13 protein-coding genes are annotated in these 14,505 nt (G+C 66.0%); 4 read left to right on the plus strand and 9 right to left on the minus strand.

Going from position 1 to position 14,505, the window contains the following annotated elements:
* Nucleotides 1-167 precede the first annotated feature (167 nt).
* The 4 genes from KTC28_RS00925 to ftsH all read left to right on the plus strand — a co-directional run bounded on the left by KTC28_RS00925 (nucleotide 168) and on the right by ftsH (nucleotide 4,982).
* Complete coding sequence (locus KTC28_RS00925; protein WP_216711015.1) at nucleotides 168-1,085, plus strand: helix-turn-helix domain-containing protein; 918 nt, start codon at nucleotides 168-170, stop codon at nucleotides 1,083-1,085.
* Complete coding sequence (gene ybgF / locus KTC28_RS00930) at nucleotides 1,082-1,963, plus strand: tol-pal system protein YbgF (RefSeq protein WP_216711014.1); 882 nt, start codon at nucleotides 1,082-1,084, stop codon at nucleotides 1,961-1,963. The genes KTC28_RS00925 and ybgF overlap by 4 nt, the downstream gene beginning before the upstream one ends.
* A complete protein-coding gene (gene tilS, locus KTC28_RS00935) occupies nucleotides 1,944-2,930 on the plus strand; it encodes a tRNA lysidine(34) synthetase TilS (protein WP_216711013.1) in 987 nt (328 codons plus the stop codon). Before ybgF ends, tilS begins: the two co-directional genes overlap by 20 nt.
* A 117-nt stretch (nucleotides 2,931-3,047) precedes the next feature.
* A complete protein-coding gene (gene ftsH / locus KTC28_RS00940) occupies nucleotides 3,048-4,982 on the plus strand; it encodes an ATP-dependent zinc metalloprotease FtsH (RefSeq protein ID WP_216711012.1) in 1,935 nt (644 codons plus the stop codon).
* An 80-nt stretch (nucleotides 4,983-5,062) separates the two neighbouring features.
* On the opposite strand, the gene KTC28_RS00945 is transcribed toward ftsH, so the two are convergent.
* From KTC28_RS00945 to dnaN, 9 genes are all read right to left on the minus strand, one after another.
* On the minus strand, nucleotides 5,063-5,437 hold the full coding sequence (locus tag KTC28_RS00945; RefSeq protein WP_216711011.1) for a hypothetical protein: 375 nt from the start codon (nucleotides 5,435-5,437) through the stop codon (nucleotides 5,063-5,065).
* Nucleotides 5,438-5,925: 488 nt separating this feature from the next.
* Complete coding sequence (locus KTC28_RS00950; protein ID WP_216711010.1) at nucleotides 5,926-7,029, minus strand: PEP-CTERM sorting domain-containing protein; 1,104 nt, start codon at nucleotides 7,027-7,029, stop codon at nucleotides 5,926-5,928.
* Between the two features lie 181 nt (nucleotides 7,030-7,210).
* Nucleotides 7,211-9,604: a DNA topoisomerase (ATP-hydrolyzing) subunit B gene (gene gyrB / locus KTC28_RS00955; RefSeq protein WP_216711033.1), complete on the minus strand. Its 2,394-nt coding sequence runs from the start codon at nucleotides 9,602-9,604 to the stop codon at nucleotides 7,211-7,213.
* A 107-nt stretch (nucleotides 9,605-9,711) separates the two neighbouring features.
* Nucleotides 9,712-10,779, minus strand: a complete 1,068-nt coding sequence (gene recF, locus KTC28_RS00960; RefSeq protein ID WP_216711009.1) for a DNA replication/repair protein RecF — start codon at nucleotides 10,777-10,779, stop codon at nucleotides 9,712-9,714.
* Nucleotides 10,780-10,811: 32 nt separating this feature from the next.
* The gene (locus KTC28_RS00965; RefSeq protein WP_216711008.1) at nucleotides 10,812-12,362 is read right to left on the minus strand and encodes a cryptochrome/photolyase family protein; all 1,551 of its coding nucleotides are present in this window, start codon (nucleotides 12,360-12,362) and stop codon (nucleotides 10,812-10,814) included.
* 60 nt (nucleotides 12,363-12,422) lie between these two features.
* Entirely contained in the window at nucleotides 12,423-12,776 is a 354-nt protein-coding gene (locus KTC28_RS00970; RefSeq protein ID WP_216711007.1) for a Uma2 family endonuclease, read from the minus strand.
* On the minus strand, nucleotides 12,767-12,961 hold the full coding sequence (locus KTC28_RS00975) for a PDDEXK family nuclease (RefSeq protein WP_216711006.1): 195 nt from the start codon (nucleotides 12,959-12,961) through the stop codon (nucleotides 12,767-12,769). Before KTC28_RS00975 ends, KTC28_RS00970 begins: the two co-directional genes overlap by 10 nt.
* Nucleotides 12,962-13,000: 39 nt before the next feature.
* On the minus strand, nucleotides 13,001-13,351 hold the full coding sequence (locus KTC28_RS00980) for an MmcQ/YjbR family DNA-binding protein (RefSeq protein ID WP_216711005.1): 351 nt from the start codon (nucleotides 13,349-13,351) through the stop codon (nucleotides 13,001-13,003).
* A gap of 22 nt (nucleotides 13,352-13,373) precedes the next feature.
* Nucleotides 13,374-14,486 carry a DNA polymerase III subunit beta gene (dnaN, locus tag KTC28_RS00985; protein ID WP_216711004.1) on the minus strand — a complete coding sequence of 371 codons (1,113 nt, stop codon included), beginning with the start codon at nucleotides 14,484-14,486 and terminating at the stop codon, nucleotides 13,374-13,376.
* Between the last annotated feature and the right edge of the window lie 19 nt (nucleotides 14,487-14,505).

Consider the following 14,505-nt stretch of genomic DNA (forward strand, 5'->3'; position numbering starts at 1 on the left):
GCTGCGTCGCAACAAGGGCGGACCGGAGAGACCGTTACCACGCCATGACCCGCGCACCGCCAGCGATTGACTTCGCGGCGTCCCCAAGCGAGTTTGCCCCCCGCTGAGCCAAGGGCTGCCGAACCCTGGCCTGCCGGGTTAAGGGCTTGCCGAGTCAAGGAAACGCCGTGGACACCGAAGTCACTGCCGCAGGCGACGATTTTGCTCATGGCCGCCGCGTCGGCGCAATTCTCGGCGATGCGCGAACTGCTGCCGGGCTGGAACTGATCGACATCGCCCGCGATACGCGCGTCCCCGTCCGCCATCTTGCGGCGATCGAGGCCGACGCTCATGATTCCTTACCCGCGCTGCCGTATGCGATCGGGTTCGTAAAAGCCTTCGCTCGCGCGGTCGGCGTCGATCCGGAAGCCGCCGGTGCCCAGTTTCGCGCCGAGACGAGCAAGGTCGCGCACGTCCCCGCGCCGCCGCCGATGTCGCCGCTCGACGAACGCCGCCTGCCCCCGCGCGGACTGGTGACCGTGAGCATCGTCGCGGTGCTCGCCGTCATTGCCGCCGTCGTCGCGTGGAGCGCAGGCGCGTTCGATGGCGCCTCGCGCCCGACCTCTGCGCCGGTCGTCGCAGCGGCGCCGCCCGTGGTGTCGCCCGCCGAGACCGCAGCCGCCAGCCCGGCCACACCCCCTGCAGCCGATTCGACGGCAATCGCCGGCACGCCCGCTGCAGAGGTGCCCACCTCACCTGCAGTCACTCCGGCCGTTGCCCCCGTTGCCATGTCGCCCGCCGCGCCGGGAAGCGGCCACATCGTCATCACTGCGAGCGACGATGCGTGGTTCCGCATCTCGGCATACGATGCCACCGCGCGCAAGGTCGTCACCGTCAAGACCGGCGTCCTGGCGAAGGGCGAGCATTACGAGGTGACGCCGGTGCCGGGGCAGCGACTGTGGACCGGACGCGCCGGGGCGCTCCAGATCAGCGTCGACGGGCGCGCGTTGCCGTCGCTCGGCGGGCCGGTCGAAACGGTCAAGAACGTCAGCCTCGACGCCGCCGACCTCCGTGCGCGCCTCGCCGCCCCGGCCACGCCGCGATGAAGGCCATCGTTCTCGCCATGCTGCTGCTCGCCACACCTGCGTTCGCGCAGGACGAGCGGCTCGATAAGCGCGTCGGCACGCTCGAAACCCAGATGCGCGCGGTCCAGCGCAAAGTCTTTCCCGGCGGCGATCCGCGTTTTTTCACGCCCGAGATCGCGCCCGCGACGAGCGCGCCCGCCGAACCGATCGGCACGCCGGCAAGTTCTGCGCTCGCCGACCTGACCGCGCGCGTCGATGCGCTCGAACGCCAGCAACGGACGCTGACGGGCCAGGTCGAGGAAGCGCAGTTCAAGCTGCGCCAGCTCGACGAGACGCTGACCAAGTTCCGCGGCGACACCGAATTCCGGCTGACCGCGATCGAGGGACCCAAGACAGTCGCTCCGGCTGCCGACGCCGCGCCGGTTGCCGCGCCCGACGCCGCAGTCGCTCCCCCGATCCGCACTCCGGCCAAGCCCCCCGCCAAGCCCGATGTCGCGGCGACCCCGGCTTCGATCGAGGACACGTGGCGCGCCGCCTACGCGCTTTATGTCGCCAAGGATTATTCGCGCGCCGAGACGGCGATGCAGGACTTCCTGACCAACAATCCCAAGTCGGCGCGCGCCAGCAACGCGCAATATTGGCTCGGGCGTAGCTTCATGGCGCAGGACAGCTTTGCCCAGGCGGCGAAGGCCTTCCTCGACGGCTATCAAAAATATCCGAAGGGCGACCGCGCGCCCGACAGCCTGTTGTGGCTCGGCAACGCGCTCGCCGCGCTCAAGAAGCCCGACCAGGCGTGCCGATCGCTGAATGAGCTCGAATCGGTGTACGGCGAGACATTGACCCCGGCGCTCAAGTCGGCGGCCGCGAAGTCGCGCAAGGATGCAAAGTGCGACGCCTGACCCGACGTTGACGCCCGACCTTGCCGCCACCGTCGCGGCATTGATCGGACGGCGCTTGCACGATGACGAGGCGATCGCCGTCGCAGTCTCGGGTGGTCCCGACAGCCTTGCGCTGATGCTGCTGGCTCATCGCGTGTTCGGCTGCCGACTTCGCGTCTTGACCGTCGATCACGGCCTTCGCCCCGAGTCGGCTGGCGAAGCGGCGGTGGTCGCGACCTACGCCGCTTCGCTTGGCATCATTCACACGACGCTCCGCTGGGATGAGCCCCGTCCCGCGTCCAACCTTCAGGCCGCGGCACGGGCCGCGCGCTACCGCCTGATGACCGACCACTGCCTCGCGCATGGCATCGGCTGGCTCGCGACCGCGCACCATCAGGGCGACCAGGCCGAGACCCTGTTGTTACGACTGGCGCGCGGCAGCGGGAGCAACGGCCTCGCCGGAATTCGCGCGCGGCGCCCGCTTTCCCCCGGAGTCGCCTTGCTCCGCCCGCTCCTCGAAGCAACCAAAACCGACCTTGCCGACGTCGTCGCCGCTGCGGGATGGGTCGCGGTCGACGACCCCTCGAATCGGTCTCCGCGCTACGACCGGACGCAGGCGCGGACCGTTCTTGCTGCCGCCTCGTGGCTCGCGCCCGAACGCCTTGCCGCAAGCGCGGCGCATCTCGCCGAGGTCGAAGCCGCGCTGGTCTGGACCGCCGACATCGCTTGGCGCGGGCGGGTCACGGTAAGCGCGGCGGACATTACCATCGATGCTGCCGGCTTGCCGCGCGAGCTGGCGCGACGCCTCCTCGTCCGCGCTGTCGCAGTCCTCGCGCCCGCTGCCACGCCGCGCGGGCCCGCTGTCGAACGGCTGCTCGGACGCCTCGATGCTGGACTCGGCGGCACGATCGCCGGAGTCGCAGTGACCGCTCGCGCGACCGCCAGCGACGCAATTTGGGCTGCCAAGGTCGCCGCGCCGCGCCGGTAATCGGGGGAAGATGCGACCGGACGACGCTTCTTTACCATCAAAACCCGCGAAACGATTGCGCGGGCGCGTAACATGCCTATCTTCGTCGTTCAGCCGCCGAACCGAAAGTGCCGTATTATGGCCGAAAAGCGCCCGCCGAATCCGTGGATCAAGAGCCTTGGCTTGTGGGTCGTCATCCTGCTCGTCCTCGCCGTTGTCGTGACTCTGGTCCAAGGGCCGTCGACCGCGACGGCTACGGGCAAGCTCGGCTATTCGGATTTCCTGACGAAGATCGATGATGGCGCGATCAAATCGGTCGAGATTCGCGGCTCCGAGATCGTTGGCAAGCTGACGACCGACGAGGAATTCACCACCTACAACCCCGGTGACACCCAGCTCGTCCAGCATCTGCGTGAAAAGGGTGTCCGCTTCGATGCCAAGCCCGAGGAAGGCCGCTCGCTGCTCGGTCAGCTGGTCGTCACGATGCTGCCCTTCATCATCATGATCGGCATCTGGATGCTCGTCATGCGCCAGATGCAGAACGGTGCGGGCAAGGGCGCGATGGGCTTCGGCAAGTCGCGCGCAAAGCTGCTCCAGCAGAAGGAAGGCCGCGTTACCTTCGACGACGTCGCCGGTATCGACGAGGCGCGCGAGGAGCTTCAGGAGATCGTCGAGTTCCTCAAGGACCCGTCGAAGTTCAACCGCCTCGGCGGCAAGATCCCAAAGGGCGCATTGCTCGTCGGCCCGCCGGGTACCGGCAAGACGCTGCTTGCCCGCGCGATTGCCGGCGAAGCCAACGTGCCGTTCTTCAACATCTCCGGGTCGGACTTCGTCGAAATGTTCGTCGGGGTCGGCGCGAGCCGGGTTCGCGACATGTTCGAGCAGGGCAAGAAGTCGGCACCGTGCATCATCTTCATCGACGAGATCGATGCCGTCGGCCGTAGCCGTGGCGCGGGTCTCGGCGGTGGTAACGACGAGCGCGAGCAGACGCTCAACCAGCTCCTCGTCGAGATGGACGGCTTCGACGGCAACGAAGGGATCATCATCGTTGCGGCGACCAACCGCCCCGACGTCCTCGACCCCGCGCTGCTGCGTCCGGGCCGTTTCGACCGCCAGGTCATCGTAGGTCGTCCCGACATCGAGGGGCGCGAGAAGATCCTCGCGGTCCACATGAAGAAGGTCCCGCTCGCCCCCGACGTCAACGGCCGGGTCATCGCGCGCGGCACCCCGGGTTTCTCGGGTGCCGATCTCGCCAACCTCGTCAACGAGGCGGCGCTGCTGGCAGCCCGTCGCGGCAAGCGGCTCGTCGCGATGCAGGAGTTCGAGGATGCCAAGGACAAGGTCATGATGGGTGCCGAGCGCCGGTCGATGGTCATGACTGACGAAGAAAAGAAGATGACGGCGTATCACGAGGCTGGCCACGCGGTCGTGTCGTGTCACGAGGCCGCGTCGGACCCGATTCACAAGGCGACGATCATCCCGCGCGGCCGTGCCCTCGGCATGGTCATGCGGCTGCCCGAGCGCGACAGCTATTCGTACCATCGCGACAAGATGTACGCCAACCTGTCGGTGTCGATGGGCGGGCGCGTCGCCGAAGAACTGATCTTCGGCCACGATAAGGTGTCGAGCGGCGCGTCGTCGGATATCAGCTATGCGACCGACCTCGCCAAGAACATGGTCACCCAGTGGGGCATGTCCGACAAGCTCGGGCCGCTCAAGTACGGCGACAACCAGGAGGAAGTGTTCCTCGGGCACAGCGTCACCCGGACCCAGAATGTGTCCGAGGAGACCGCAAGGATGATCGATTCCGAGGTCAAGTCGATCGTCACGCACGGCTATGAGCGCGCGAAGCAGGTGCTGAGCGATAACATCGACCAACTTCACGCGCTGGCCGGAGCATTGATCGAGCTCGAGACGCTGTCGGGTGACGAGATCAAGCGGGTGCTGGCGGGTGAGCGGGTCGACCGCAACGACATTCGCTCGACGACCCCGGTGGCGCTCGGTGCCGGGCTGTCGGCGATCCCTAAGACCGGTCGTCGCGGCGGCTTCGGCGAGCCCGCACCGCAGGTCTGATCCGGCGCGCGCGGAGGGTGGTATAGCCACCCTCCGCGGCCCGTCTCGCTCGGTGGCGCTCACGTGGCATCGGTGAAAGGTCACACGAAGTTCACACTTTTGGACGTCGTTTTCTGCATCGAGTTAAGTCGCCGGACGAGCCAGCTGTCAAAGCGGGGTTCGGTGGAGCGAATTTCCATCCGGCTGTTGCCGACGGTCCGCGCGGACACGTAATTCTCGTCGTTCAGCAGCGCCGTCAGGTCACGACCTGCCGTGTTCGTCGAGTCGATTTCGTCCCAGCGTGCCGCGAAATCTGCGGCGCGCGGGTTACGGCGCAGGCGCGAAGCGCTCTCGCGCGACATACCGGCGGCGGTCGCCGCGGTTGCAATCCCCGCGCCGCTGTTGAGTGCAGCGAGAAAAACTGCTTGCCGAGCCTCGGTCCAGCCATCGTGACGTGCACGCAATGTCGGCATCACAGACAATATCCATCGAGCGACGAGCGCGGATTAGCACCGGACATCGATGATCGGGAAGAAGAGCCCGACCGGATTGCACCTTCGCGAGCAGGGTTGGGCCTTTCAGCCGCGAGCGTGGTGGCGTCTTGCTGTGGGGCAAATCGGTTCATCCGTTGACGCTAGGGGGTCAATGGTCCTGTAGGACAGCGGTTTTTGACCGCAAGGATTCCGCGAACTGAGGGCGGCTGCCGTGGGCGATCGGGCACTCCCCAACTTATCGGCGCATCGCACACGGATGCACCGTTTGGATGAACGTTGCACAGAGAGGGTGTATTGCAGCCCGAACTATAATCATTCGCTTCGACGCTCGTCTGCGCGAATCCGAGCTTGCACTGGCCGTGCCATCCCTAGCTCAAGGGCGCCAGCCAGGCCACAAACCACAAAAAAACGCGCACCGGAGTGCGCGTTTTCTCGAATAATCCGCGCCATGCGGCGCGGTTGAAGGCTGTTTAGGCCGTCACGCTCGTCGCGCGGTGACGGCGGCGGGTCTGGAAACCGACCATGCCGAAGCCAACGACGAGGAGACCCCACATGGCGGGCTCAGGTACGAGCGCGACAAGCGGCGTCGGGTCTGAAGCGAACTGGGTCGACCCCGACGACGTGAAGCTCTTAAGCGAGCTCTTCGAGTTTGAAACGCCGACCCCGCCCCCGATAGCATTCATGTTGAACGTGGCATCGGTGTGAACGACATTGGTGAAGTTGAGGAACGCGCTGTCGTTGAAGGTCACGCTGTTCCCTGCAGCCGATGACGCGAGGATGCTCGCCGTCGACCCGTTGAGCAACGCACCGATGCCGGCACCGCTGAAGCTGCCGCTCAGGAAAACGTCACCGACGCTGACATGATAGTTGCCGATGTTGAAGGCGGTTGCCGACAGGAACTGGAATGTGCCCGTCAGGAGCGGCTGGGTCAGGAACGTGCCGAAGCCGGGGATCGTGGTTGAGGTCGCCTGGGTCGACGACGTCGCGGTCAGCGTGAAGTAAGAGGCCTTGCTGTTAACCGAACTTGCTAGCGCGTTGTTCAAGAAGCTGAAGTTCGTGAGGGTCGACCCGGCATAGGCTCCGGTCGAAACGTTCGAGATGTTCGAAAGCACACCGGCGTTGCCGCTCAGCTTGTGAACGACGGACGCCCCCGCCGTGGTCGCGAGATACGCCGGAACAGTCTTGGTTGCGGTCCCGGTGCCGGCCGTACCCGCTGCGGTAACCTTGTAGGAATAGCCCGCAGTCGTCGTCGAGGTGTAGGCCGACGTCGTCGTCGTGCCGTCGGGGTTATTCGTCGTCACCGCAGGATGGACAACAGTCACCGCCTTGACGGTGATCGTCTTGCCGACCTGTGCAGCGGTATAGGTGCCGTGGATCGTGGCCGGAGCTACAGCGGAGTGTGACACCGTCGTCGCGGCATTGCTGGTGTCGGTGTAGGTGTCCTGGTTGGTGTAGCCGATGCTGTTCGTCGTCGCATCGGAAGCGGCGAAGATCGTCAGCGCGGCCGAGGCCGGCGTCGTGATCGCGAGCGCTGCGGCGAGCGCGGCAAGTGAGGCGGCGGTGGTGCGGTTCATCAAAATTCTCCGGGAACTGATCTTTGGTGCTCTCCCGGAGAATATGAGCAAGGACCGTGCCAACACGTTACGATAACGTAACGTGTTGATTTAGTACGATCGCGTAACGACGTGTCCCGCTATCCGTTTCGGTGGTGTAAAGAATCCCGACAGTTTTCGAAGAGCCATTTGAATGGCTCTATCAAACGTCGAGGTTTGCCACCGACAGGGCGTTGTCCTGGATAAAGGCGCGACGCGGTTCGACGACCTCCCCCATGAGCGTTTCGAAGGTCAGATTTGCCCCTTCAAGGTCGTCGGCGGTGACACGCAACAGTGCGCGCGCCTGCGGGTCGAGCGTCGTTTCCCACAGTTGTTCGGCGTTCATCTCGCCGAGCCCCTTGTAGCGCTGGATGCTTAGCCCCTTGCGACCGGCATCGAGTACCGCGTCGAGCAGTTCGGACGGGCGACGGACGATACGCTCCCCGAGCTTTGCCGGGGCGGCGTAGGTTGCCGCCTCCTCCGACCCCAGGGCGTGGAGCTTGCGCGCCTCCGCCGAGGCGAGCAGCGCGGGATCGACGATATAATGGTCGGTGACGCCGCGGAGCGCCCGGCTGAGATGATAACCGCCGTCGACTGCGGGTTCGGCGACCCAGCCCTGGACGTCGTCGGTCAGGTCGAGCCATGCCGCGGTCCGCGATGCGGCGGCGGCGAGCCCGGCGCGGTCGAGATCGGGGGCGAGGCCGCCGGTCAGCGCGAGCGCCTCGATGACGCGCGGGTCGTAGCGCTGCGGGACATAGGTCATCAGCGTCTTGAGGCGGCGCGCGTGTTCGGTCAGCGCGCGCAGGTCGTCGCCGCCGCGCCGTTCGCCGCTCGATGTTTCGAGGAGCAGCCCATTGAGGCCGCTGTCGACGAGATAGTCGTCGAGCGCGGGATTGTCCTTGAGATAGACCTCCGACCGGCCGCGGCTGACCTTATAGAGCGGCGGCTGGGCGATGTAGAGATAGCCGCCATGGATCAGCTCGGGCATCTGGCGGTAGAAGAACGTCAGCAGCAGCGTCCGGATATGCGCGCCGTCGACGTCGGCGTCGGTCATGATGACGACCTTGTGATAGCGCAGTTTCTCGATCTTGAACTCATCGCGGCCGATGCCGCAGCCGAGCGCCTGGATCATCGTCCCGATTTCGCGACTCGACAGCATCCGGTCGAAGCGCGCGCGCTCGACGTTGAGGATCTTGCCGCGCAACGGCAGAATCGCCTGGTACGCGCGGTTGCGCCCTTGCTTTGCCGAGCCTCCGGCCGAGTCACCCTCGACGAGGAACAGCTCGGACTTGGCGGGGTCGCGCTCCTGGCAGTCGGCGAGCTTGCCCGGGAGCGAGGCGATGTCGAGCGCGCCCTTGCGCCGGGTCAGGTCGCGCGCCTTCTTAGCCGCCTCGCGCGCGGCAGCGGCGTCGATGATCTTCGAAATGATCGTCTTGGCGTGGTTCGGGTTTTCCTCGAGCCACTCGGCAAGCTTGTCGGCGATCAGCGCTTCGAGCGGCTGGCGGACTTCGGAGCTGACGAGCTTGTCCTTGGTCTGGCTGCTGAACTTGGGGTCGGGCAGCTTGACCGAGATGATCGCGGTCAGCCCTTCGCGCATGTCGTCGCCGGTCAGCGTCACCTTCTCCTTCTTCAACACGCCCGACTTCTCGGCGTACGTGTTGAGGGTGCGGGTCAGCGCCGCGCGGAACGCCGCGAGATGAGTGCCGCCATCACGCTGCGGGATGTTGTTGGTGAAGCAGAGGACCTGCTCGTAATACGAGTCGTTCCATTCGAGTGCGACGTCGATCGAGATGTCGTCGCGCTCACCGTGAATCGCGACCGGCGCCGGGATCAGCGACGTCTTCGACTTGTCGAGATAGGCGACGAAGGCGGCGATGCCACCCTCGTAATACAGCTCGGTGGTGACGTGTTCGGCATGGCGTGCGTCGGTCAGGAACAGCCGGACGCCCGAGTTGAGGAACGCAAGTTCACGAAAGCGGTGCTCGAGCTTGGCGAAGTCGAACTCGACGATCTTGAAGGTCACCGGCGACGGCAGGAAGGTCACCTCGGTGCCGCGGCGGTCGCCTTGCGGCCCGACGATTGCGAGCGGCGCCTGCGGGTCGCCGTTCTTGAACGTCATGCTGTGTTCGTGGCCCTCGCGCCAGATGCGGAGGATGAGATATTCGGACAAGGCGTTGACGACGCTGACGCCGACGCCGTGAAGGCCGCCCGAAACCTTGTACGCGTTCTCGTCCGAATTGTTGAACTTGCCGCCCGCGTGGAGCTGGGTCATCACGAGTTCGGCGGCGCTGACGCCTTCTTCGGAGTGGATGCCGGTCGGGATGCCGCGGCCGTTGTCGGCGACGGTGACGCTGCCGTCGGCGTTGAGGCGAATGTCGATCCGGTCGCAATAGCCGGCGAGGGCTTCGTCGATCGCATTGTCGCTGACTTCGAAGACCATATGGTGGAGGCCCGAGCCGTCGTCGGTATCGCCGATGTACATGCCGGGTCGCTTGCGGACTGCGTCGAGACCGCGGAGGACCTGAATCGAATCCGCGCCGTAATCAGCCTCGGCCATGTTGGTTTCGTCGGACAAATGTGAACCCTTAACGCTGCGAGAACCGCGCGGAACTGTCACATCCATATAGGGACTCCCGCGCGCGTACGCGAGGCCAAAGCACAGGCCTACTGAGCGACGATCCCGTGCTCGATGACGAGGCGCTGGGCGTCCAGCCCGGCGAACAATTCCGCCTCGGTGCCGGTCAGCCAGACCTGCCCGCCGCCCGCCGCGAGCCGGTCGAACAATGCGCCGCGGCGCGCGGGATCCAAGTGCGCGGCAACCTCGTCGAGGAGGAGGATCGGCGGGCGTCCGGTCCGGCTCGCAACAAGCCCGGCATGGGCGAGGACGAGGCCGAGGAGGAGTGCCTTCTGCTCGCCGGTCGAACTGCGCGCGGCGGGCTGCGCCTTGGCGGCGTTGGTCACGATCAGGTCGGCGCGGTGCGGCCCGGCGGTTGCGCGCCCGGCGGCGGCATCGACGGCGCGGTTGCGCGCGAGCGTGGCGGCAAGATCGGGGCTCGCTTGCATGTCGAGGATCACGGTCGCGCGGGGAAAGTCCCCAGGGGCGACAGCGAGCGCGTCACCGAGCGCGGCGACTGTCGCCTCGCGGGCGCGGGCGACCGCTGCACCATGCTCGGCCATCGCCCGCTCGAGCCCCGCGAGCCACACCGGGTCGGCGGAGAGTTCGCCGGTCAGCAATCGGGTCCGGGCGCGCATCGCCGCGTCGTAGCGCGTGACCTCGCCGCCGTGGCCCGGTTCGAGCGCGAGGACGAGGCGGTCGAGAAAACGGCGGCGCGCGCTCGCGGTATCGACGAACAGCCGATCCATCGCCGGGGTCAGCCACAGCACGCCGAGCCACTCGCCCAGCCGCGCAATCGGCGCCGCCGCGCCGTTGATCCGCACCACTCGCCGGTCAGGAGCAGCGGCATCGGTGCCCGTGCCGATCTGGACCGCGCCGCCGGGTGCCGCGACTTCGGCGGCAATGGTCCAACCGCCCGGGCCGTCGGAGCGCGCGGCGTCCGATAACGCGACGCCGCGAAGGCCGCGCCCAGGCGACAGCAATGAAACCGCGTCGAGCAGATTGGTCTTGCCCTGCCCATTGTCGCCGGTGATGACGATCGCGCGGGGTTTGAGCGCAATGTCCGCCGCCACATGCGAGCGAAAGTCGGTCAGCGTCAGGCGGGCGATCGTCGACATTGCCAAAGACCTAGGGCCGCGACCCTAGCAAGTCACTCCGCCACCGCCCATCCCCGCGCCGCCGGCGGGAGCGTCGCCATGAACGCTGCCGCGCTCGCGCGGGTCGCCGCCTGCCGCTCAGGGCCGAGCCGGTCCCAGCCGTCGTACATCCGCCACAGCCGCGAATTGCCTTTAAGCAGCTCGCGGTGGCGCGCGAGGAAATCCCAGTAGAGTGCGTTGAACGGGCAGGCGTCGGGGCCGGTCTTCTGCTTGACGTCGTAGCGGCACCGTCCGCAATGGTCGCTCATCCGGTCGATGTACGCGCCGCCGCCGGCGTAAGGCTTAGACCCGAGCAAGCCGCCGTCGGCAAACTGGCTCATGCCGTGGACATTGGGCAGCTCGACCCATTCATATGCATCGGCGTAGACGACGAGGAACCAATCCTCGATCTGTGCCGGCTCGACCCCGATCAGCATCGCGAAATTGCCGAGAACCATCAGCCGCTGGATGTGGTGGTTGTAGGCGTGCGCGCGGACCTGTGCGACCGATTGGGCGATGCAGCGCAGGTCGGTGTCGCCGGTCCAGTAGAAGTCGGGGAGGTCGCGGGTCGCACCGAGGGCGTTGGAGTCTTTATACCCCGGGCCGGCGTGCCAGTAGATGCCACGGACATATTCGCGCCAGCCGATGATCTGGCGAACGAAGCCCTCGACGGCATTGAGCGGCGCGTCGCCGCGGGCATAGGCCTCGGCGGCGGCATGGGCGACTTCGTGCGCGGTCAGCAGTCCGCAGTTGAGGTAAGGCGATAGGATGGCGTGGTAGAGGAACGCCTGCCCCTCCACGATCGCATCCTGATAATCACCGAAGCGGGGCAGCGCGACGGTAATGAAATGGTCGAGCGCGACGAGCGCCTGCGCGCGGGTGACGGCAAAGCCGAAGGGGTCGAGATCGCCGAAGTGATCGCCGAAGCGCCGCCCGACGAGGTCGAGCACCTCGCGCGTGATCTCATCGGGTTCGAACTCGGGCGGGGCCGGGTAGTTGAGCCCGCGCGGCGGCACCTTGCGGTTGTCGGCGTCGAAGTTCCAGCGCGTGCCGATTGGCTTGCCGAACGCCATCAGCAGCCCCGTCCGCTTGCGCATCTCGCGGTAGAAATCTTCCATGATCAACCGCTTGCGCGCTGCGGCCCATTCGGCGAAGTCGGCGCGGCTGCACAGGAAGCGGTCATCGGGAAGAACCTCGACCGGCACGCCGAAGCGCGCCGCCCAGCCGTCGATCATCGCCGCGACCCGCCATTCGCCCGATTCGACGATGCGGATGCTGGTCGCGTGGTGCCGCTCGATCGCCCGCCCAACCTCGCCGGTGAAGCTGCCGGTGTTGCCATCGTCGTCGAGCTTCACATAGTCGACCGTCCAGCCGGCTGCGCGCAACTCGTCGGCAAAGTGCCGCATCGCCGACAGGATCAGCGCGATCTTCTTCTTGTGGTGGCGAACGTACGCCGCCTCGTCAGCGACCTCGACCATCAGCACGACCGCCTCAGCTGGGCCGTCACGAACCGATACGAGGCCGTGGCTAAGCTGGTCTCCGAGGACCGGAATGAGCGTCGTCATCGCCGCTTTACACGGGAGCCCGCTGCACGGGTCAACGCGGGCGAACGTCGCGGATGAGGCTCAGCTTAGATCAAAGATGTCAGCATGCGCGAGAGTCAGCTGCGGCTTTTTGAGAATGAGATCGATCCCGGCGGCGGGGAGCCGGTGCAGCCAGCTCTCGCCGTCGAGCCGCTCGTGGACCTCGATCGTCTTCGCGATCGGATCGATCAGCACGATCGCCTCGACGGTCGCGATCGACTTGTATTCGAGTATTTTTACGGCGCGATCCTCGACCACGGTCTCCGGTGAAAGAACCTCCAGCACAATACTGGGATAGCGGAATGACTGCGTCACATCAGGATCGAGCTCGAGATCGCGCGGGTCGCCATACACCGTGACGTCTGGATAGCGCAGCGTAGTGTCGCTCAGCCACAAGCCGACACCGGAGTTAAATGTTCGATGAGGCGTCCGCGAAACAGCTGCATAAGCAATATCAGAATGTTGCCCGACACGATCGCATGGGCCGCCGATAAGCCAGTTACCGAACGAACGTGCCCGTCGACCAATTCGTACCGACCGCCGACGCCCTCATAGGCGTTGAGGAACTGGTCGACCGTCATCGTTGCGTCGGACGAGTGCGCAAGCATCGATCGCCTCCGTCAGCCTATCCCAGTGTCCGCACTCGTCGCCCGCGACCGCCGCAGCTTCGCGCTCGCCAACCCGCCCCACGCGCGTTCGACCAGCCCGGCGATCTGTTCGGGATCGGCCTCGGCCAGCCGGACGAGCAGGACCGGATACCCATCATAGTGCGGCGTCGTGTGGAACACGTCGGACTGGGTCTCGATTAGCGCGTCGCGCACGCCGTCTTCGACCTTGAGCACCATATCGCCGTCCTCGCGCAGCCGCGCCAGCAGCTTGCCCGCGACCTTGAGCGCCGGGGTGCCGTACGATGTGCCGAGCGCGACGCCGGGGAGCGGCAGCGCGATCGCGGCGATGTCGTCGAACGTCATCGCCGCGCAACCGTGTGCGAAATCAAACCCGCATCGGCATCAGGACGTACAGCGCCTCGCTAGCGTCGTTGACGCGGATCAGCGTCGGGGCGGCAGCATCGGCGAGGTGGACCTCAACAAGATCGCTGTCGACCTGATCGAGGATGTCGAGGAGATAGCGGTAGTTGAAACCGACCTCGAATTCGGGCGCGCTGTAGTCGGCGGGAATTTCCTCCGATGCGGTGCCGTTCTCGGGGCTGGTGACCGACAGCGTTACCTTGTCGTGGCCGAGCGCGATCTTGACCGCACGGGTCTTCTCGGTCGTCGCAATCGCGGCGACGCGGTCGACACCCTGCGACAGGCTCTTGCGGTCGATCCGCAGCAGCCGGTCGTTCGCGGTCGGGATGACGCGGCTGTAGTCGGGGAAAGTGCCGTCGATCAGCTTCGAGGTCAGGACGGCACCGGCGAGCTTGAAGCGGATCTTCGATGCCGACAGCGAAACCTCGACCTCGCCGTCGACCTCGTCGAGCAGCTTGCGGATTTCGGCGACGCATTTACGCGGGACGATGACGTCGGGCATCCCCTTCGCGCCTTCGGGCATGTCGAACTCGATCCGCGCGAGGCGGTGGCCGTCGGTCGCGACCGCGCGCAACTTGGGTTCGGTGCCGTCGATGACGTGGAGGAAGATGCCGTTGAGATAATAGCGCGTTTCCTCGGTCGAGATCGCGAAGCGCGTGCCGTCGATGATTGTCCGCAAGGTCTCGGCGGGCAGGGAGAACACCGTCGGCAGGTCGGTCTCGGCGATCACCGGGAAATCGTCGCGCGGCAGCGTCGCGAGGTTCGAGCGGTAGCGGTCGGCGGTGACCGTCATCTTGTCGCCGACAACGGTCAGTTCGACCTGCGCGCCTTCGGGCAGCTTGCGCGCGATGTCGAACAACGTGTGCGCGCTGACCGTCGTCGCCCCCGGCGAGGTGACATGCGCGGCGATCGTCTCGACGACCTGGAGATCGAGGTCGGTCGCCATCAGGCGCAACCCGTCGTCCTTGGCTTCGATCAGCACGTTCGACAGGATCGGAATCGTGTTGCGCCGCTCGACCACCGATTGGACGTGCGCGAGGCATTTTAGCAGTGTCGCGCGTTCAACCGTCGCCTTCATTCAAATGCCCTTGTGATTG

The organism is Polymorphobacter megasporae, assembly GCF_018982885.2.
Classification (GTDB): Bacteria; Pseudomonadota; Alphaproteobacteria; order Sphingomonadales; family Sphingomonadaceae; genus Polymorphobacter_B; species Polymorphobacter_B megasporae.